We start from the raw sequence: 17,806 nt of genomic DNA, 5'->3' as shown, positions 1-17,806 counted from the left end.
GAGTACGTAAGTGAAGCGCACCTCCCTTCGTGCAGCCGGAGTCTCGGCACTGGCTGCCGTCGCTCTGGGCATCGCGGCACCCGCGGCGACCGCGGCGACCGTCGAGCCGGTGGCCAAGAGCGACCGGGGCGCGGGTACGAAGTCCGCCGACGAGGCGCGGCGTGCGGCCGAGGCCGCCGCCAAGGCCGCTTCGGAGGCAGCCGCCAGGGCCGCGGCGAAGTCGGCCGGCGACGCCGCCAGGGCCGCTGCCGAAGCCGCTGCGAAGTCCGCCGCCGAGGCCGCCCGCAAGGCTGCCGAAGCGGCGAAGGCCGCCGCGGCGCCGTCGGTGAGCGTCAGGAAGATCTTCCTCGGCAAGGGCATCGTGGCCTCGCTCGACGTCTCCTTCGACTACACCTGCACCGCCGCCACGGACCACCTGGAGGTGACGCTCGCCTCCGACCCCGGCAGCGGCAAGCCCACCGTCCTCAAGGGCGTCCGCGCCAAGAAGGACCTCCAGTGCGACGGGGCCCGCCACAGCGGCTTCTACGAGTGGACCGGCAACGGCGGGGGCGCCTTCCCGCCCGGTTCCACGGCGAAGGCCACCGTGGCCCTCTACGGCAAGGACAATGCGCTCCAGGCGCCCGTTGCGGAGAAGACCGCGCAGCTCGGGTACGACCTGCCGACGTCCAACTAACGGCGCCCTTTCCGCCGGCCGCTGACGCGGCGTTCTCCTTCACCGCCTCAGGGCGCTTCAGCCGTTGTCCCCGCACGGCGCGGTGGCTGAAGCGCCTTGTGGCGTGGCTCGTTGTGCGGCGCCGGGCGGTCTTGTTCAGTTGGCTGCGGAGCACCGTCCTTCGGAGCGAGGAGAGGAAAAGCGCTGTGCGTCGTATGACTATCGCCCTGGCGGGGGCCGTTGTGCTCATCGGAATGAGCGTTCCGGTGGCGGCCGCCCAGGCCGCGCCCCCGCCCCGGACCCCGATGGGCGTGCACGCCGACCAGCCCCCCTTTCCGTACGCGGACTGCCTTGTCGCCGCCAAGAAGAAAGGAGAGAGCCCGGCCTACGCCAAGTGGCACTGCGACGAGCTGGTGAAGACGGGATGGATCAAGCCGCCGAACGCCTGAGATCGTCACGGAGTTCGGTCAGGTCGCGCGCATAACGCATTCCCGGACGGCCGTCGAGGAGAATTCCGTCGCCCGGAATGAATCCCGTACGGTCCAGGACCGCTCGCGAGCCGGCGTTGTCGAGCGTCGTCACGGCCCGCAGCGCGGTCAGCCCGTACGTCGTGGCGGCCAGGGCGCACGTCCGCAGGACGGCGGCCGTGGCCAGGCCCCGGCCGCTCGCCTTCTCGGCGATCCGGTAGCCGAGCTCCGCGGAACCGTCCCTCACCTCGACGAGGTTGACCCGTCCCAGCACGGCACCGTCGCCGTCGACGAGCACGTGGAAGTGGTCCAGCCCGGCCTCCTGCGCGGCGAGCAGCGCCGCGTGCCGTGCGTCGAAGTGGGCGAAGTAGTCGTCGCCACGGTCGGGAATCGTCGCGGCGAAGTAGGCACGGTTCTCCCGCTCGAACGCGAGCAGGGCCGGCGCGTGGTCGGGACGGAGACGCTGCAGCTCTGGCATGGGCGGAACGCTACGTAGTCGCGGCCGTTGACGCCTCCGCTTTACCGGGCGCCGGGCGCCGGAAAGGAACGGGCTTTTCCGGGTGATCTGCGAAAGTTGTCCGCATGAGATCTCGGCTCGGGCTGTCCGGCCTGCACTGGTCCGTCGTCATGCCGGTCCTGGCCGCCCTGGTCCTGGCCCTGACCTGGGGGCGGTCCCTGTCCGCCGCGCTGGTGGCCCTGGCCGGCCTTCTCCTGGGCGGCGCGGTGCTCTCCGCCGTGCACCACGCGGAGGTCATCGCCCACCGGGTCGGCGAGCCCTTCGGATCGCTGGTGCTCGCCGTCGCGGTCACCGTCATCGAAGTGGCCCTCATCGTGACGCTGATGGCCGACGGAGGCGACAAGAGCAGCTCCCTGGCCCGCGACACCGTCTTCGCCGCCGTGATGATCACGTGCAACGGCATCGTCGGCCTGTCCCTGCTGGTGGGGGCGCTCAGACGACGGGTCGCCGTGTTCAACGCCGAGGGCACGGCCGCCGCCTTCGGAACGGTGGCGACGCTGGCCGGGCTGAGCCTGGTCCTGCCGACCTTCACCACCAGCACCCCCGGCCCCCAGTTCTCCCCTCCCCAGCTCGTCTTCGCCGCCCTGGCCGCTCTGATCCTCTACGGACTGTTCGTCGCGACCCAGACCGTGCGCCACCGCGACTACTTCCTGCCGGTGACCGCCGAGGGCGTGGTCATCGACACCGACGACCACGCCGACCCGCCCTCGCCCCGGACCGCCCTGACCAGCGTCGGCCTGCTCGCCGTCGCCCTGATCGCCGTGGTCGGCCTCGCCAAGGGCGTCTCCCCGGCCATCGAGTCCGCCGTGGCCGCTGCCGGCCTGCCCGCCTCGGTCGTCGGCGTCGTCATCGCCCTGCTCGTCCTCCTCCCCGAGACGATCGCCGCCCTGCGCGCCGCCCGCCGCGACCGCGTCCAGACCAGCCTCAACCTCGGCCTCGGATCGGCCATGGCCAGCATCGGCCTGACCATTCCCGCCGTTGCGGCGGCTTCCGTCTGGCTGGAGGGGCCGCTCCTGCTCGGCCTCGGGGCGACCCACATGGTGCTCCTCGCCCTCACCCTCGTCGTCGGCACCCTCACCGTGATCCCGGGCCGCGCCACCCCGCTCCAGGGCGGGGTGCACCTCTCGCTCCTGGCCGCCTACATCGTGCTGGCCGTCAGCCCGTGAGAGCGGACGGGGCGTAGACGCGGGGACCGGCCCGTCTCCGTCTGCTGCGCCCTTCACCGCGCGACGGCTCCGGTGCCAGAATCCACCATGCAGCGATATGACGCGATTATGGTCGGCAGTGGCCACAACGCACTGGTCGCGGCCGCGTACCTGGCACGCGCGGGGTGGGGGGTCCTCGTCCTGGAGGGCAACGACCGGCCCGGCGGTCTCGTCCGCACCGAAGAGCTCACCGTGCCCGGCTTCCGGCACGACACCTACTCCTCGGCCCACCCCCTGTTCACCTCCGGCCCCGCCTACGCCGAGCTGGGCCCCGAACTGACCGCACTCGGCCTGACGTACCGCACCTCCCGGTACTGCACCGGCGTCTCGATGCCGGGGTCGCCGACGGCCGTGCTGTCGACCAGCGCCGAGGAGAACGTCGCCGAGGCGGAGCGCCTGGCACCGGGCGACGGAGTCGCGCTCGCAGCGCTGCTGGAGGAGTTCGCGCCCTACGCCGGGCCGGTGTTCGCCCTGTTCTCGGCCGAGCTCGCGGGCGCGGGGGCCGCGGAGGTCGTCCACGGCCTGATGCACGAGGACGGTCACCTCTCGCCGTTCGCGCAGCTGTTCCTGCGCACGGCCCGCGACCTGCTCGAACACCGCTTTTCCTCACCGGTCGTGCACGGACTGCTGGCGCCGTGGGCACTGCACCTGGGCCGTGGACCCGACGAGGCGAACAGCGCCCTGTGGACCATCCTGGTGCTGATCGCGCTGACCACGGCGGGCATGCCCACGCCCGAAGGCGGCAGCGAGCGGCTCGCCCGGGCCCTGGTGGCCCTCGTCGGGCAGCACGGCGGACGCGTCGCGACGAAGCGGTGGGTCGACCGGATCATCGTGCGGGAGGGACGCGCCGTCGCGGTGCGGACGGCGGACGGCGAGGTCGTCCACGCCGAACGAGCGGTCATCGCCTCCGTCAACCCCGACCAGCTGTACCTGAAGCTGCTCGCCCACGAGAACGGCGTGGTGCCGCCCGCCATCCGGCGACAGGCACGCGCCTACCGCTACGGCCACGGGTGCGTCCAGATCCACCTGGCGCTCTCCGAACCCCCGTGCTTCGAGGACGAACGCCTCTCCCGCACCGGACAGCTGCACCTCACCGGCGGCCTCGACGCGCTGTCGCGCTCGGTCAACGAGGCCACCCGGGGGCTCCTCCCCGCCGAACCGACCATCTCCTTCGACTCGCCCTCCGCCGTGGACCCCACCCGCTGCCCGCCCGGCGCGGCGGTGGCGCGGCTGCAGATGCTCGACGTCCCCCTCCGGCTCCGGGGCGACGCCGCCGGGCGGATCGGGACCGGCGACGGCTGGACCGAGGGAGTGAAGAACGCCTTCGCGGACCGGGTGATCGAGCTCGCGGGCCGGCACGCCCCCAACCTGCCGGACGCGATCATCGGCCGGCACGTGATCGGCCCGGCCGACCTGGCCGCGTTCAATCCGAACTGCGGCCCGGGCGACCCCTACGGCGGCAGCCACGACCTCAGCCAGAGCTACCTCCTGAGGCCGCTGCCCGGCCAGCCCTCGCACCGGACCGTCGTCCCGAACCTCTTCATGCTCGGCGCCGCGACATGGCCCGGCCACGGCGTCAACGGCGGCTCCGGCCACATCGTCGCCAGGGAACTGCTGGGACCCGGCCCGGCGGCGCCGCCCGGCTAACGGACCGTCATGGCCCGTCGGCGCGGCCGCCGCGCGTGCCGCCACCTGAGGGCAGGCTGACGTTCCCTCACCCGAACGACCCGCTCGCGGCAGCGACCCTCGCATCACATTCCTCCCGCGCCGCCCGCACATCGACGACGAGGACGCCGAATTCCTGGGGGCCGGCCACGACCGGTACGGCGATGACGGACCGGTACGTGGTGCTGCACGTGCTGGAGGATCAGCGGGCGCTGGGCGTTCCGGGTGTTCGTCAGGGCGGGTGGCACGGCCGTTCCCCCTGCCGGGTACGCCGCCGCATGGGCCTGGAAGAGCTTGCCGAGGGCCTCCGGCCCGACCGGCGTCTCCGGTGCCCCCATGGTTCCCGTACGCCCCAGCAGTTGACGGACGTGTGCAGAAGCGTCAGGGAGCCCGGCGGCGCAGGGCGACGGCTGCGACGTCGTCCTCAAGGTGGCCCCGGACGTGCGCCATCAGCTCCTTGCGCAGCTGCCGCACCACCTCGTCGGGGTCCTCGCCGCTCCACGCGGCCGCCCGTTCGGCGAGGGGGAAGAACTCGCCCTCGGCATTGCGGGACTCGATGACGCCGTCCGTGTACAGGAGCAGCAGGTCGCCCGGTTCGAAGGGGAACGTCGTCACCTCGTAGTCCGGGAAGGGGGAGAGGGTGCCCAGCCCGACGGGTACGTGGCTCACCTCGGGCTCCAGGGGGATGACCTGGTGCCGCCGCAGCAGCAGGGGCGGGGGATGGCCGCAGGAGATGAGGTGGACCACCGGTTCGAGGTCGGGGACGTCCAGCAGGACGGCGGTGGCGAACGACTCGTCGGTCACCTCCGCGCCCGTGCGCCACTGCACGGTGTCCCAGCGCATCGCACCGTCCAGGTGGATGGCCAGCCGGGGGAGCGTGGCCTGCCGGTGGGCGGCGGCCCGGAACGCGCCCAGGAGCAGAGCGGCAAGGCTGATGGCGGGCAGGCCCTTGCCGCGGACGTCCCCGACGAGCAGCCGCGTGCTGCCCATCACGGTGCGCGCCGCCGCGTACAGGTCGCCGCCCATTTCCGCCCCGGTCTCGGCGGGCAGGTACAGGTCGGCGATCTGCAACGGGCCGCTGCGGCGGGGCAGCGGCTGGAGGAGGACGCGCTGGGCGGCCTCGGCGACCGACCTGACCCGGTACAGCTCCTGCTCCCGGCGGTCCCGCACCAGGCACAGGGCGACCAGCAGGGCCGAGACGAGGACCAGTGCGGCGATCTGCGCCTGGATGTTGGCGGTGAGGAACACCCCTCGCACCACACCGATCACGACCTGTGCCGCCACGGCGAGGGCGCCGACGAGCGCGGTCAGGCGGGCGCCGGCGAACGCCACGGTGAGAGCGGGTGCCGCCACCAGCAGGGGTCCGAGGTGGATGTGGGGAGGGGACAGGACGTCGACGACGCAGACGACGGCGATCAGCCCGAGCGGGACGACCACCCACTCGGGCGCATGGCCCGGCTGCCACGACCGGCGGAACGCGGACGACCTAATCGGCCGCGCTCAGCACTGAGGACGACGGCCGTGATTGGCCCCGTGCTTACGACGCGCCTTCTTCTTACGGCGCCGCTTCGAGGACATGACGCCTCCTCTCCGAAAGGGCTTATTGGGGCAATCTATATCATTCAAGGGCCGCTCGCCCGGTGACCGCACCGGAGATTCCCCTGTCCGCCCCCGGGTGCCGGAACGGCTCCCGGGCGTGGTGCGTTCCTCCCCACATGACGAGCGAGCTGGTGGCCGGCGGGAACCGGGCGTTGCCCGCAGGCGCGCTGCGGATACGGGTGCCCGGGCCGTTCGACGTGTCGGTGCTCGTCACCGGCAGCGGCGGCAGGACGGCCGGGGACGACGACTTCGTGTTCTACAACCAGCCCTCGGTGCCCGGCGCCCGGCTGGACGGCGACACCGTCACGGTGGACCCGGCACGGCTGCGCCCCGGCGCGGAGCGGGTCACGGTGGTGCTCAGCCCGGCCGACGGCCGGACCCCGCTGGCGTCGCTGCCCGCTCCCGTCATGACCGTGGCGGACGGAGGCGGCCGGGTCCTGGCCCGGTTCGTCCCGCCGCGGGCGACCAGCGAGACCGTGATGCTGCTCGCCGAGCTCTACCGGCGCGACGGCGCATGGAAGATACGGGCCCTGGGGCAGGGCTATGCGGACGGGCTGGCCGGGCTGGCCCGGGACTTCGGCGTCGACGTCGCCGACGAGCAGACGACGGCCGCCCCTGCGCCGCCCCCCGCCCCGCCCGGCCCCGGTCGCCCCGACGGCGGCGGATCCGACCGCACCGTATGCCCGTCCCCCTTCCTGTCCCTGGTCAACGCCGAGCGGTCCCGGGTCGGCGTGCGGCCCGTGACGGTGGACGCGAAGCTCGCAGCCGCCGCGCTCGCGCACGCCCGGGACATGGCCGCGTCCGGCCGCCTGTCCGCCGAAGGCCCCGGAGGGCTCTCGCTCTTCCAGCGCGTGACGGCCGGCGGCTACGCCTACCTCGTCCTGAACGAGCACCTGGTCGCGGGCCCGCGCACCCCGGGGGAGTTCGTGGACCACTGTCTGTCGGGCCACCGGTCGCGTGCCCCTTTCCACGACGCGACGTTCACGCACATCGGTTCCGGCCACGCCGTGGACGGCGCATCGGGCCGGACGTACTGGACGGTGCTGTGGGCGCAGCCGTACTCGACGGCAGGGGTCGAGCGGTTGGCGGCGGAGGTCCTCGCCCTCACCAACGCGGAGCGGTGCGCGGCCGGCCTGCCCCCGCTGGCCGCCGACCCGCGGCTGGCGTCGGCGGCCAGGATGCACAGTGCGGACATGGCGGGCCGTGACTTCTTCTCCCACACCACGCCCGAAGGGCGCGAGCCCTGGGACCGGGCGCGGGCCGCCGGTGCCCCGCACCGGGCGACCGGCGAGAACATCGCCTGCGGACAGCGCACGTCCGCCGAAGTCGTCCGGGGCTGGATGGACAGCCCCGGCCACCGCGCCAACATCCTCACGCCCGGCTTCACGCACCTGGGGGTGGGGCACGCGACGGGCGGCCGGGCGGGCACGTACTGGACCCAGCTCTTCGGCGGCTCCGCCTGAGGGGGTGACCACCCCTGCGGAAGCGGTCATTCCGGACGTACGGGGCCGGGGTGCACAGGCCGCCTGACGTGCCGTTCGATCCGTGAACCGGACATGTACTCACATGACGAATGTGTGTGCGAGGATTCCGTTTCCCTGGCCCGTGGTGGGCCGGGGATGAAGGGGATCTTCGTGAGATCTAAAATGATGTTGAGAGCGGCTGTCGGGTCCGTCCTGGCAGTGGGCGCCACGGCTGCCCTCATACCTGCTTTCTCCGCGGACGCCACGCCGGGCCGCACGGTGGACAGCAACACGGTGGAGTCTTTCGGCCGCATGGCCGAGGCCGTGCTGCAGGACCGCACGTCGGCCCTGGTGGACAACCGGTCCACGGGCCGCAAGGCCCCGTCCGGCGCGGGCAAGAAGGTGCGTCTGTCGTCCGGCCTCGTGCACAGCGAGGACACCGCGGTGTCGTCCCTGCAGGACCGCAAGAAGCTGCTGGCGAAGCTCGGCGAGGCGTACAGCGCCGCCGACACCAAGGTCGTCGTCGACAAGACCGAGGTCAAGGGCAGCCGCGTCACCGTCGAGGTGACCGAGAGCACCACGCTGACCTACAAGCGGGTGCGCGGCGACGAGCCGACGACGACGGGCTTCAAGGCCCGCCACGAGCTCACCTTCTCCGCCGCCAAGGGCGGGAAGTGGGAGCTGACGGGCATCCAGTCCGCGGACCGGGGCCTCCGGGCGGTCAACGCACCGGTGCCGGCGGCCGCGACCGCCGACGCCGGTTCGACGCCGAACGCCGCCCGCGCCGCCACCACGTGGCCGGTCAAGGCGGTTCCGAAGAAGCAGACCTCCGGCTACAACTACGCCGCCATGGCGGCGTACGCGGAGAAGTACTGGCGCAACTACAACCCCGAGTACCGCAAGTTCAACAGCGCGGGCGGGGACTGCACCAACTTCATCAGCCAGGCCCTCAAGGCGGGCGGCTGGAAGCCCGAGGCCGGCAAGACCTCGGACTACACCAAGTGGTGGTACGACTCCTCGGCCCAGTCCGACTCCTGGGTCGGGGCCAACGAGTGGTCGTGGTACGCGCAGAACTCCAAGCGCGTCACCAGCCTGTCCAACGTGTACCAGCTGGAGGTCGGCGACATCCTCCAGATGGACTTCGACCGGGACGGGTCCAAGGACCACTCCATGATCACCACCTACCGGAGCCGGGTGGGCATGCCCTACCTGACCTACCACTCCACCAACACCTTCCGGAAGTCGATGGCGAGCATCATCGCGTCCTACCCGGACGCGAACTACTACGCCTACCGCACCTGACGGAAGCGGCCGGGCACGAGCACACCGCCCGGCTGACCTAGGTGCCTCCGGGGGCGCCCGCCGACAGGCGACGCCCCCGGGGCCACCACCGGCAGCGGGCCCGTGGACCACCGCCCCGAGCGGCGGCCACGGGCCCGTCGTCGTCTGTCGGCAGGCGCCCCTCGCCATGCCCCGTCTGTGCCGAAGGGCGGAGAAAGTGCCCCGGACCGTCCGCGGATCTCCCCATCGGCAGATGGTCACGCCCCGGGCCGTCGGAGAGGCTGATCGGGCAGCCGGACAGTGCCGCGCCGCCACAGCCCCTTCCCGGGAGTACACCCATGACCGCGCCCAGCCCCACCTCGTCGCTCGCCGCCGCCCACGGCACCGGCAACGCCCCCGCGGGCGACGGCCGGTGGACGGAGCCGCCGCGCTGGGCCGTGATCGCGGCCAAGGCCACCGCACTCACCATCCTGCCGAGCTGCATCTGGCGACTGGCAGCGGCCCTCGGGATACCGGTCGGCTTCACGGGCGAGAACGCGATGGCCCACGTGACCTTCGGCAGCTGGTTCTCCCTCTACATGATCGTCCTGACCGCGTTCTCCGAATGCCTGGGCCTGCTCACCCTGGGGCTCGTCCGGCCGTGGGGTGAGGTCTTCCCGCGCTGGTTCCCGCTCATCGGCGGCCGGAGGGTGCCCATCTCGTTCGCCGTGACGCTCGCGGGGCTCGGTGCGTCCGTCCTCGTCTTCCTGACCGTCAGCGGCGCCCTCAACTGGAACGACGCGGACAAGATGGGCGACCCCGAGGCGCCGAAGGGCACGGCCGGCCTGATCATGACCATCTGCTACGCCCCCCTGCTCCTGTGGGGCCCGCTGCTCCTCGCCGTGACGGCCGCCTACGTCGTCCGGCGCCGCCGCGGCTGAGCCGGCCGGCCGTCACCGCTCCCGGTCCGCCACCGGATACGGCACGAACGTGCTGCTGTTCTCGTCGACGGCGAGGGGCCGGCCGAGCGGCGGCACCGCCCGCTGCGGGCAGTCCAGGCGCTCGCAGATGCGGCAGCCCATGCCGATGGGCGTGGCCGCCGAGGCGTTGCCGAGGTCGAGCCCGTCGGAGTACACGAGCCGGGACGCGTGCCGGATCTCGCAGCCCAGACCGATGGCGAAGGTCTTGCCGGGCTCCCCCCAGCCGCCGCGCTGCCGGGTCACCGTGCGGGCGGTCCACAAGTACCGCTGCCCGTCGGGCATGGCGGCGATCTGGACGTGGATGCGGCCGGGGGCGGCGAACGCCTCGTAGACGTTCCACAGGGGGCAGGTGCCGCCCGCCCGCGAGAAGTGGAAACCGGTCGCGGACTGGCGCTTGGACATGTTGCCCGCGCGGTCGACGCGGACGAACGAGAACGGCACCCCGCGCAACCGCGGCCGCTGGAGCGTGCTGAGGCGGTGGCAGACGGTCTCGTAGCCGACCCCGAAGCGGTCGGTCAGCCGCTCGATGTCGTACCGCATCTCCTCGGCCGCCGCGTGGAACGCCCGGTACGGAAGGATCAGGGCGGCGGCCACGTAACTGGCGATGCCGATCCGCGCGAGCGACCAGGTCGTGGAACCCTCGGCGTAGTCCTCGGAGGCGAGCGCGGACAGCTCCTGCGCGCATTCGAGCAGGGCGAGCTGCGTGGCCATCCGGAAGGCCCGCTGCCCGGGCCGCAGACCGCTGGACAGGTGCAGCACCCGGCGCGCCGGGTCGTAGTGGTGCAGGCGGTCGGAGCCCGTCGCCAGCCGTACGCCGTGCCGTTCGGTGAGCCGGGCGGACAGGGCCGCGAGCACCCCGCCGGGGCGGATGCCCAGGCTGCCGGCCAACTCCTCGGCGGCGAGGTCGAGATCGTGCAGGTAGTTCTGGCGGCGGTAGAAGAACTCCCGGATCTCCTCGTGGGGCGGGCGCGGCGCGCCCGGGTCGGCCGCGCCCGCACGGCCCTCCGCCGCCTGCGCCAGACGCTCGGTCAGCGCCTGGTTGCGCCGCCCCAGGTCGAGCAGGACCGCGGCGACGGCCGGCAGCCGGGAGGCGAGCTCGGTCAGGTCGGAGGCGGAGACCTCGGCGGCGGCGATCTCATCGGCCAGCGCCTCGCGCAGATCGGCGAGCACACGGGTGGTGTCGGCCTCGGAGAAGAAGCCGGGGTCCACGCCGAACGTCTCGGTCAGGCGCAGCAGGACGGGGACGGTCAGTGGACGGGAGTCGTGCTCCATCTGGTTCAGGTAGCTCGGGGAGATGGCGAGGAGACGGGCCAACTCCGCCTGGCTGAGCCGCCGCTCCTCGCGCAGCCTCCGCAGCCGCGTCCCCGCATAGGTCTTGCTCACCGTCGACTCCTGTCCACCCCTGCGCACCGGTACCAGGGGCCAACCTTCGCAGAGTTGGCAGAACGCCCGCAGAAGATTCGCAACACTTGGCAGAAGGCCACGCTTGATGGCACTGCGTGCCACTGCCAGAGTCGTAGTGCGGCCCGCCGGCCCGGTCAACTCCACTTCCGCTCACCACCGATGGCACGGCGGGCCGCGCTCCCCAGGGAGATTCCCTGCCCTTCACATGCTTGGCAGGAACCCCCCGGAGCCCCGACCCCTGCTCCCACCCCGATCCCAGGAGACAGCCATGGCACAGGCAGCGACGGGTACCCGGACGACCGCCGAGGACCTCGCCCGGCGGTGGGCGACCGACCCCCGCTGGAAGGGCATCGAGCGCACCTACGGCGCACAGGACGTGATCCGCCTGTCCGGCAGCGTGCGCGAGGAGCACACCCTCGCCCGCCGGGGCGCCGAGCGCCTGTGGCGGCAGCTGCACGAACGCGACTACGTCCACGCCCTCGGCGCCCTCACCGGCGGCCAGGCGGTGCAGATGGTCAAGGCCGGACTGCAGGCCGTCTACCTCTCCGGCTGGCAGGTCGCCGCCGACGCCAACCAGGCCGGCCACACCTACCCCGACCAGAGCCTCTACCCCGCCAACTCCGTCCCCCAGGTGGTGCGCCGCATCAACAACGCCCTGCTGCGCGCCGACCAGATCGCCACCGCCGAGGGCGGCGCCGACACCACCGACTGGCTGGTGCCGATCGTCGCCGACGCCGAGGCCGGCTTCGGCGGACCGCTCAACGCCTTCGAACTCACCAAGGCGATGATCGCCGCGGGTGCGGCGGGCATCCACTACGAGGACCAGCTCGCCTCCGAGAAGAAGTGCGGCCACCTCGGCGGCAAGGTCCTCGTGCCCACCGCCCAGCACATCCGCACCCTCAATGCCGCCCGGCTGGCCGCCGACGTCGCCGACGTGCCCACGCTGATCGTGGCCCGTACGGACGCCCTGGCCGCGAACCTGCTGACCAGCGACGTCGACGAGACCGACGCACAGTTCTGCACCGGCGAACGCACGGCCGAGGGCTTCTACCGGGTGCGGAACGGCATGGCACCGGTGATCGCGCGCGGCCTGGCCTACGCCCCCTACGCGGACCTCATCTGGGTGGAGACCGGCACCCCGGACCTCACGCAGGCCCGTGAGTTCGCCGAGGCGCTCCACGCCCGGTACCCCGGCAAGATGCTGGCCTACAACTGCTCGCCCTCGTTCAACTGGAAGGCGGCCCTGGACGACGACCAGATCGCCAAGTTCCAGCGGGAGCTGGGCGCCATGGGCTACCGCTTCCAGTTCATCACCCTGGCCGGCTTCCACTCCCTCAACCACGGCATGTTCGACCTGGCCCGCGGCTACGCCGAGCACGGCATGACCGCCTACGTCGACCTGCAGGAGCGCGAGTTCGCCGCCCAGCAGCACGGCTTCACCGCCGTCAAGCACCAGCGCGAGGTCGGCACCGGCTACTTCGACCTCGTCTCCACCGCCGTCAACCCCGCCTCCTCCACGACGGCGCTCGCGGGCTCCACCGAAGAAGAGCAGTTCCACTAGGAGGTCATGACCATGAACGTCCAGCGCGTCGGCGTGGTCGGCGGCGGTCGGATGGGCGCCGGCATCGCCGAGGTCTGCGCCCGCGCCGGGCTCGGCACCGTGCTCTGCGAGGTGGACGCCACCGCCGCGCACGCCGCCCGCGACCGCGTGGCGCGTTCCCTGGAACGCGCCGTCGGGCGCGGCAGACTGGAGCGGACGGCGGCCGAGGACGCCCTGTCCCGGCTCGTCGTCACCGGCAGCCCCGACGACCTGGCCGACCGGCACCTCGTCATCGAGGCCGTGACCGAGAACGCGGCCGTGAAGAGCGAGGTCTTCACGGCCCTCGACAAGATCGTCGAGGATCCCGAGGCCCTGCTCGCCACCACCACCTCCTCCCTGCCCGTGATGCGGCTGGGAATGGCGACACGCCGCGCCGACCGCGTCGTCGGCCTGCACTTCTTCAACCCGGTGCCCGTCCTGCCCCTGGTCGAGGTCGTCCCCTCCCTGCACACCGCACCGGCCACGGTCGTCGCCGTCGAGCACTTCGTGACGAACGCCCTGGGCAAAGCCGTCGTCCGCTCCCGGGACCGGGCCGGCTTCGTCGTCAACGCCCTGCTCGTCCCGTACCTCCTCTCGGCCGTCCGCATGGCCGAGTCCGGCTTCGCCACCGCCGCCGACGTCGACGCCGGCATGGAACTCGGCTGCGCCCACCCCATGGGACCGCTCAGGCTCGCCGACCTCATCGGCCTGGACACGGTCGTCGCCATCGCCGAGTCCCTGTACGAGGAGTTCAAGGAGCCCCTCTACGCCCCGCCCCCGCTGTTGCTGCGCATGGTGGAGGCGGGCCACCTCGGCCGCAGGACCGGCAGGGGATTCCACACCTACGACCAGGGCTGAGGGGCCCGGGTCGGCGGCCGGGCCTGAGGGGGCCCGGGCGACGGGAAAGCGGAGCGCGAAGCGGCCCCGGCCGCCTCGCGCTCCGCCTCGCCCTCCGGAGGGCGGCCCTCCCGGCCGGTCGTGTGGCCGGCATGTGAACAGCACTGTGCGAACACCGGGAGCAGCCTTTAGGGTTGCCGGTGCAGCTGGTTCGCCCTGCCCGCCAGGCAGGCGCGTCGCAAGAGGGAACCCGGTGCGAATCCGGGACTGCCCCGCAGCGGTGAGCGGGAACGACCGCCGTCATACGCACTGGCCCGTACGGGCCGGGAAGCGACGGCCACTAGGTGTCCGGCCCCTCGGCCGGACGAGCCCGCGAGTCCGAAGACCTGCCGCTGCCCGCGCGCGACCGATCGCGCACGGACATCCCGGTGACCTCTCGGGCGGGTCGGCGTACACACCAGGCGGGACGCGACGGCCGCGTCGCCGTCCGGTCCGTCGTCCCTTCGCGCCCCGGGCGATCCGAGATCCTGGAATGAAGCTCGCGAAGGAGAGTTCCGTGACCAGCAAGTCCGCAGCCGCGGCAGCACGGGCCACCGTGCACGGCTACCCCCGCCAGGGCCAGGGCCGTGAACTGAAGAAGGCGATCGAAGGCTACTGGAAGGGCCGCGTCACCGCGGAGGCCCTGCGGGAGACGGCCGCCGAACTGCGCCGAGCCGCCTGGCGGCAGCTCGCCGGGGCCGGCATCCACGAGGTGCCCACCGGCGACTTCTCGTACTACGACCACGTCCTGGACACCAGCGTCATGGTCGGCGCGATCCCCGCCCGGCACCGCGCGGCCGTCGAGGCCGACGCCCTGGACGGCTACTTCGCGATGGCCCGCGGCACCCAGGAGGTGGCGCCGCTGGAGATGACGAAGTGGTTCGACACCAACTACCACTACCTGGTGCCCGAACTCGGCCCCGACACGGTCTTCTCGGCGGACTCCGGCAAGCAGGTCGCCGAGCTCACGGAAGCCCTGGCCCTCGGCCTGGCCGCCCGCTCGGTCCTCGTCGGCCCCGTCACCTACCTCCTGCTGGCCAAGCCCGCGCCCGACGTGGCCGAGGGCTTCGAACCCCTGACGCTCCTCGACCGCCTCCTGCCGGTGTACGCCGAGGTACTGGCCGACCTGCGGGCCGCCGGAGCGGAGTGGGTGCAGCTCGACGAGCCCGCGCTCGTCCAGGACCGCACGCCGGCCGAGCTGAACGCCGCCGCCCGCGCCTACCGCGAACTGGGCGGCCTCACCGACCGCCCCCGGCTGCTGGTCGCCTCCTACTTCGACCGCCTCGGCGACGCCCTGCCGGTCCTGGCCAAGGCCCCCGTCGAGGGCCTCGCCCTGGACTTCACACGGTCCGCCGCCGCCAACCTCGACGACCTCGCCGCCGTCGGCGGCCTCCCCGGAAAACGCCTCGTCGCAGGCGTCGTCAACGGACGCAACGTATGGATCGACGACTTCGAGAAGTCGCTGTCCACCCTGGGCACCCTCCTCGGCCTCGCCGACCGGGTCGACGTCGCGGCCTCCTGCTCCCTGCTGCACGTCCCCCTCGACGTCACGGCCGAGCGCGACATCGACCCGCAGATCCTCCGCTGGCTCTCCTTCGCCCGGCAGAAGGCCGCAGAGGTCGTCACCCTGGCCCGCGGCCTGGCCCACGGCACCGACACCATCGCCGCCGAACTCGCCGCCAACCGCGCCGACCTGGCCTCCCGCGCGAACTCCGCCATCACCTACGACCCGGCCGTACGGGCCCGCACCGCCGCCGTCACCGACGCCGACGGCCGCCGCTCCCACCCCTACCCCGACCGGGCGGCGGCGCAGCGCGACCACCTGGGGCTGCCACTGCTGCCCACCACCACCATCGGCTCCTTCCCCCAGACGACCGACCTGCGCACCGCCCGCGCCGACCTGCGCGCCGGGCGGATCGTCACCGCGGCCTACGAGGAGCGCATCGAGGCCGAGATCCGCGAGGTCATCGCCTTCCAGGAGAAGACCGGCATCGACGTCCTCGTGCACGGCGAGCCCGAACGCAACGACATGGTGCAGTACTTCGCCGAGCAGCTCACCGGCTACCTGGCCACCCAGCACGGCTGGGTCCAGTCCTACGGCACCCGCTACGTCCGCCCGCCGATCCTCGCCGGCGACATCTCCCGCCCGGAGGCGATGACGGTCCGTTGGACGCGTTACGCCCAGTCGCTCACCGACCGCCCCGTCAAGGGCATGCTGACCGGTCCCGTCACCATGCTCGCCTGGTCGTTCGTCCGCGACGACCAGCCGCTCGCCGACACCGCCCGTCAGGTGGCCCTCGCCCTCCGCGACGAGGTCGGCGACCTGGAGGCCGCCGGGACCTCCGTGATCCAGGTCGACGAGCCGGCGCTGCGCGAGACGCTCCCGCTGCGGGAAGCCGGCCGCGGGGCCTACCTGGCCTGGGCGACCGAGGCGTTCCGCCTGGCCACCAGCGGTGTCCGGCCGGCCACCCAGATCCACACCCACATGTGCTACGCCGAGTTCGGTGACGTCCTGGCGGCCATCGACGACCTCGACGCCGACGTCATCAGCCTGGAAGCCGCCCGCTCCCACATGCAGGTGGCCGGCGAGCTCGCCACCGCCGGCTACCCGCGCGAGGTCGGCCCCGGCGTCTACGACATCCACTCGCCGCGCGTGCCGGGCACGCGGGAAGCGGCCGCGCTGCTGCGCAAGGGCCTGGAGGCCATCCCCGCCGACCGCCTGTGGGTCAACCCCGACTGCGGCCTGAAGACCCGCGGCTGGCCGGAGGTCCGCGCCTCGCTCGGGAACCTGGTCGCGGCGGCGCGCGAGGTCAGGGAGGACCTGCCCGGTACGCCTTCCTGACAGGGTCTGACAGGGTCTGACAGGGGCTGACGCGGTCTGACGGGGACGGGGGCGGGAGGCACGGGAGAGACTTCCGCCCCTCGGGCCCCTGTCCGCCGTGCGGCCGGTACTCGGCCGGTCACGCCGGGGAGCCGCCGAAGTCCCGGACGTAGCGTTTCTGCCAGGGCGTCTCGACGGCGTAGCGGTCGTAGTGCCGGCGGACGAACTCCACCGCCTGATCTGCGGGGATCCCGTCCAGGACGGCGAGAGCGGCCAAGGCTGTCCCCGTCCGGCCGCGGCCGCCGCCGCAGGCGATCTCGACCCGCTCGGCCCCCGCCCGTCGCCATGCCTCGGCCAGCACGGCCCGGGCCCGCTCCGGGCTGCTCGGCAGCCGGAAGTCCCGCCACTGCAGCCACCGTGCCTCCCAGGGGACGTCGGCGGGCTGTTTGCCCAGGAGGTACACGCCGAAGTCGGGCACCGGCCCGTCCGGAAGCGCCCGCCGCAATCCCCGGCCCCGGACCAGACGCCCGGAGGGAAGCCGCAGGACCCCGGTGCCGTCGGCAGTCCACGTCGTCATCACCGCCCCACCGTAGCCGCCGCGCGCTCACGGGCGGCGACGAACCGTTCCGCTCCGTGCGGAAACGAGGGCCGTCGTGTGAGGCCCCTCATGGGGGCCAGATCACATACGAAGCGGGTTAGTGACAACCGGGCCCGGAAACCGGGCGATTCCCCTCGTGCGGGTCGCTGCATTACGGCGTTCCGCCGTAGGTCACACCTTTGCCAGCGCCTTTCGCCGCCGCTAACAATGACCGGGTCGCACGGCGCCGTCGACCGAGACACGGCGCTCTTCTCATGCGCCCACGACGGCCACTGCGACGCTCCCGACAGGAAGGTCCAGCTCAGTCATGCGTTCCACCATCTCTGGCTATACCCGTCTGCCCAAGGCCCACAAGGCCGCCGCCGCCGGCATCACCGTCGCGGCGGGTGCCGCCCTCGCGTTCGCGCTGGTGCCGCAGGCCGCCGCCGCCGACGCGCACGCGGTCGCCGTGCAGCCGGTCGCGCAGAACGCCCAGGACTTCGGTGTGACACAGCACGACGAGCTGGCCAAGGCCGCCGACGTGGCCGCCGGCCAGGCGAAGACCGCCGCCAAGGCCAAGGTTGCCGGACAGGCGAAGGCCGACCAGGAGCGTGCCAGCCGTAGTGAGGCCCGCAAGCCGATGCCCGCTGCGAAGCCCGCCGCCCCGGCGAAGAAGGCGTACGCCGACAACCTGGACGGCTGGATCAAGGAGTCGCTGGACATCCTGCACGCCAAGGGCGT

Annotated in this window: 15 protein-coding genes, 1 pseudogene and 1 riboswitch; of the genes and pseudogenes, 11 read left to right on the top strand and 5 right to left on the bottom strand. The window is 72.8% G+C overall.

The features are described from left to right. Positions 1–10 precede the first annotated feature (10 nt). Together IE182_RS29225 and IE182_RS29220 are read left to right on the top strand one after the other, a co-directional pair. Positions 11–673: a hypothetical protein gene (locus tag IE182_RS29225; RefSeq protein WP_190112990.1), complete on the top strand. Its 663-nt coding sequence runs from the start codon at positions 11–13 to the stop codon at positions 671–673. A 185-nt stretch (positions 674–858) separates the two neighbouring features. After that, positions 859–1,101 carry a hypothetical protein gene (locus IE182_RS29220; protein ID WP_190112989.1) on the top strand — a complete coding sequence of 81 codons (243 nt, stop codon included), beginning with the start codon at positions 859–861 and terminating at the stop codon, positions 1,099–1,101. On the opposite strand, the gene IE182_RS29215 is transcribed toward IE182_RS29220, so the two are convergent. Then, the gene (locus IE182_RS29215) at positions 1,082–1,597 is read right to left on the bottom strand and encodes a GNAT family N-acetyltransferase (protein WP_190112988.1); all 516 of its coding nucleotides are present in this window, start codon (positions 1,595–1,597) and stop codon (positions 1,082–1,084) included. The two genes, IE182_RS29220 and IE182_RS29215, sit on opposite strands and share 20 nt — an antisense overlap. 104 nt (positions 1,598–1,701) lie before the next feature. Here IE182_RS29215 and IE182_RS29210 point away from each other — a divergent pair, with 104 nt between their 5' ends. Both IE182_RS29210 and IE182_RS29205 read left to right on the top strand, forming a co-directional pair. Next, positions 1,702–2,802 carry a calcium:cation antiporter gene (locus IE182_RS29210; RefSeq protein WP_190112987.1) on the top strand — a complete coding sequence of 367 codons (1,101 nt, stop codon included), beginning with the start codon at positions 1,702–1,704 and terminating at the stop codon, positions 2,800–2,802. A gap of 87 nt (positions 2,803–2,889) precedes the next feature. Beyond that, on the top strand, positions 2,890–4,488 hold the full coding sequence (locus IE182_RS29205) for a phytoene desaturase family protein (protein WP_190112986.1): 1,599 nt from the start codon (positions 2,890–2,892) through the stop codon (positions 4,486–4,488). Between the two features lie 399 nt (positions 4,489–4,887). On the opposite strand, the gene IE182_RS29200 is transcribed toward IE182_RS29205, so the two are convergent. Next, positions 4,888–5,943 carry a PP2C family protein-serine/threonine phosphatase gene (locus tag IE182_RS29200; protein ID WP_190112985.1) on the bottom strand — a complete coding sequence of 352 codons (1,056 nt, stop codon included), beginning with the start codon at positions 5,941–5,943 and terminating at the stop codon, positions 4,888–4,890. Positions 5,944–6,006: 63 nt separating this feature from the next. Next, positions 6,007–6,084: a 50S ribosomal protein bL37 gene (locus IE182_RS32950; RefSeq protein WP_470572749.1), complete on the bottom strand. Its 78-nt coding sequence runs from the start codon at positions 6,082–6,084 to the stop codon at positions 6,007–6,009. A 137-nt stretch (positions 6,085–6,221) separates the two neighbouring features. Here IE182_RS32950 and IE182_RS29195 point away from each other — a divergent pair, with 137 nt between their 5' ends. The 3 genes from IE182_RS29195 (at position 6,222) to IE182_RS29185 (ending at position 9,769) form a co-directional block, all read left to right on the top strand. After that, entirely contained in the window at positions 6,222–7,568 is a 1,347-nt protein-coding gene (locus IE182_RS29195) for a CAP domain-containing protein (protein WP_190112984.1), read from the top strand. A gap of 183 nt (positions 7,569–7,751) precedes the next feature. Then, positions 7,752–8,870 carry an amidase domain-containing protein gene (locus IE182_RS29190; RefSeq protein WP_190113013.1) on the top strand — a complete coding sequence of 373 codons (1,119 nt, stop codon included), beginning with the start codon at positions 7,752–7,754 and terminating at the stop codon, positions 8,868–8,870. 317 nt (positions 8,871–9,187) lie between these two features. Continuing rightward, the gene (locus IE182_RS29185; RefSeq protein ID WP_229845211.1) at positions 9,188–9,769 is read left to right on the top strand and encodes a hypothetical protein; all 582 of its coding nucleotides are present in this window, start codon (positions 9,188–9,190) and stop codon (positions 9,767–9,769) included. A 12-nt stretch (positions 9,770–9,781) separates the two neighbouring features. On the opposite strand, the gene IE182_RS29180 is transcribed toward IE182_RS29185, so the two are convergent. Then, positions 9,782–11,191 carry a short-chain fatty acyl-CoA regulator family protein gene (locus IE182_RS29180; protein WP_190112983.1) on the bottom strand — a complete coding sequence of 470 codons (1,410 nt, stop codon included), beginning with the start codon at positions 11,189–11,191 and terminating at the stop codon, positions 9,782–9,784. 289 nt (positions 11,192–11,480) lie between these two features. Between IE182_RS29180 and aceA the strand changes: the two genes are divergently transcribed. The 3 genes from aceA to metE all read left to right on the top strand — a co-directional run bounded on the left by aceA (position 11,481) and on the right by metE (position 16,509). Next, positions 11,481–12,773: an isocitrate lyase gene (gene aceA, locus IE182_RS29175; protein ID WP_190112982.1), complete on the top strand. Its 1,293-nt coding sequence runs from the start codon at positions 11,481–11,483 to the stop codon at positions 12,771–12,773. A 6-nt stretch (positions 12,774–12,779) separates the two neighbouring features. Continuing rightward, positions 12,780–13,649: a 3-hydroxybutyryl-CoA dehydrogenase gene (locus IE182_RS29170; protein WP_190112981.1), complete on the top strand. Its 870-nt coding sequence runs from the start codon at positions 12,780–12,782 to the stop codon at positions 13,647–13,649. Between the two features lie 168 nt (positions 13,650–13,817). Then, positions 13,818–14,036, top strand: a riboswitch (cobalamin riboswitch). Positions 14,037–14,184: 148 nt separating this feature from the next. Next, the gene (gene metE / locus IE182_RS29165) at positions 14,185–16,509 is read left to right on the top strand and encodes a 5-methyltetrahydropteroyltriglutamate--homocysteine S-methyltransferase (protein ID WP_190112980.1); all 2,325 of its coding nucleotides are present in this window, start codon (positions 14,185–14,187) and stop codon (positions 16,507–16,509) included. 118 nt (positions 16,510–16,627) lie between these two features. Here the strand turns inward: metE and IE182_RS29160 are convergent, their stop codons facing one another. Next, positions 16,628–17,065 (bottom strand): protein-tyrosine phosphatase family protein, encoded by a 438-nt coding sequence (locus IE182_RS29160; RefSeq protein ID WP_190112979.1) that lies wholly within the window; start codon positions 17,063–17,065, stop codon positions 16,628–16,630. 328 nt (positions 17,066–17,393) lie between these two features. On the opposite strand from IE182_RS29160, the pseudogene IE182_RS29155 reads away from it, so the two are divergent. Then, a pseudogene (locus IE182_RS29155) lies at positions 17,394–17,806 on the top strand (transglycosylase SLT domain-containing protein); the annotation flags it as partial.

The organism is Streptomyces cinnamoneus, assembly GCF_014650495.1.
Lineage (GTDB): Bacteria > Actinomycetota > Actinomycetes > Streptomycetales > Streptomycetaceae > Streptomyces > Streptomyces cinnamoneus.
This window is presented reverse-complemented; position numbering and strand designations above follow the sequence as displayed.

Bases quoted from the DNA above. Each gene is read 5' to 3' on its own strand.
- IE182_RS29160 (WP_190112979.1), bottom strand. From the start codon at position 17,065: ATGACGACGTGGACTGCCGACGGCACCGGGGTCCTGCGGCTTCCCTCC.
- IE182_RS29170 (WP_190112981.1), top strand. From the start codon at position 12,780: ATGACCATGAACGTCCAGCGCGTCGGCGTGGTCGGCGGCGGTCGGATG.
- IE182_RS29210 (WP_190112987.1), top strand. From the start codon at position 1,702: ATGAGATCTCGGCTCGGGCTGTCCGGCCTGCACTGGTCCGTCGTCATG.
- IE182_RS29195 (WP_190112984.1), top strand. From the start codon at position 6,222: ATGACGAGCGAGCTGGTGGCCGGCGGGAACCGGGCGTTGCCCGCAGGC.
- IE182_RS29190 (WP_190113013.1), top strand. From the start codon at position 7,752: ATGATGTTGAGAGCGGCTGTCGGGTCCGTCCTGGCAGTGGGCGCCACG.
- IE182_RS32950 (WP_470572749.1), bottom strand. From the start codon at position 6,084: ATGTCCTCGAAGCGGCGCCGTAAGAAGAAGGCGCGTCGTAAGCACGGG.
- IE182_RS29205 (WP_190112986.1), top strand. From the start codon at position 2,890: ATGCAGCGATATGACGCGATTATGGTCGGCAGTGGCCACAACGCACTG.
- IE182_RS29215 (WP_190112988.1), bottom strand. From the start codon at position 1,597: ATGCCAGAGCTGCAGCGTCTCCGTCCCGACCACGCGCCGGCCCTGCTC.
- IE182_RS29185 (WP_229845211.1), top strand. From the start codon at position 9,188: ATGACCGCGCCCAGCCCCACCTCGTCGCTCGCCGCCGCCCACGGCACC.
- aceA (WP_190112982.1), top strand. From the start codon at position 11,481: ATGGCACAGGCAGCGACGGGTACCCGGACGACCGCCGAGGACCTCGCC.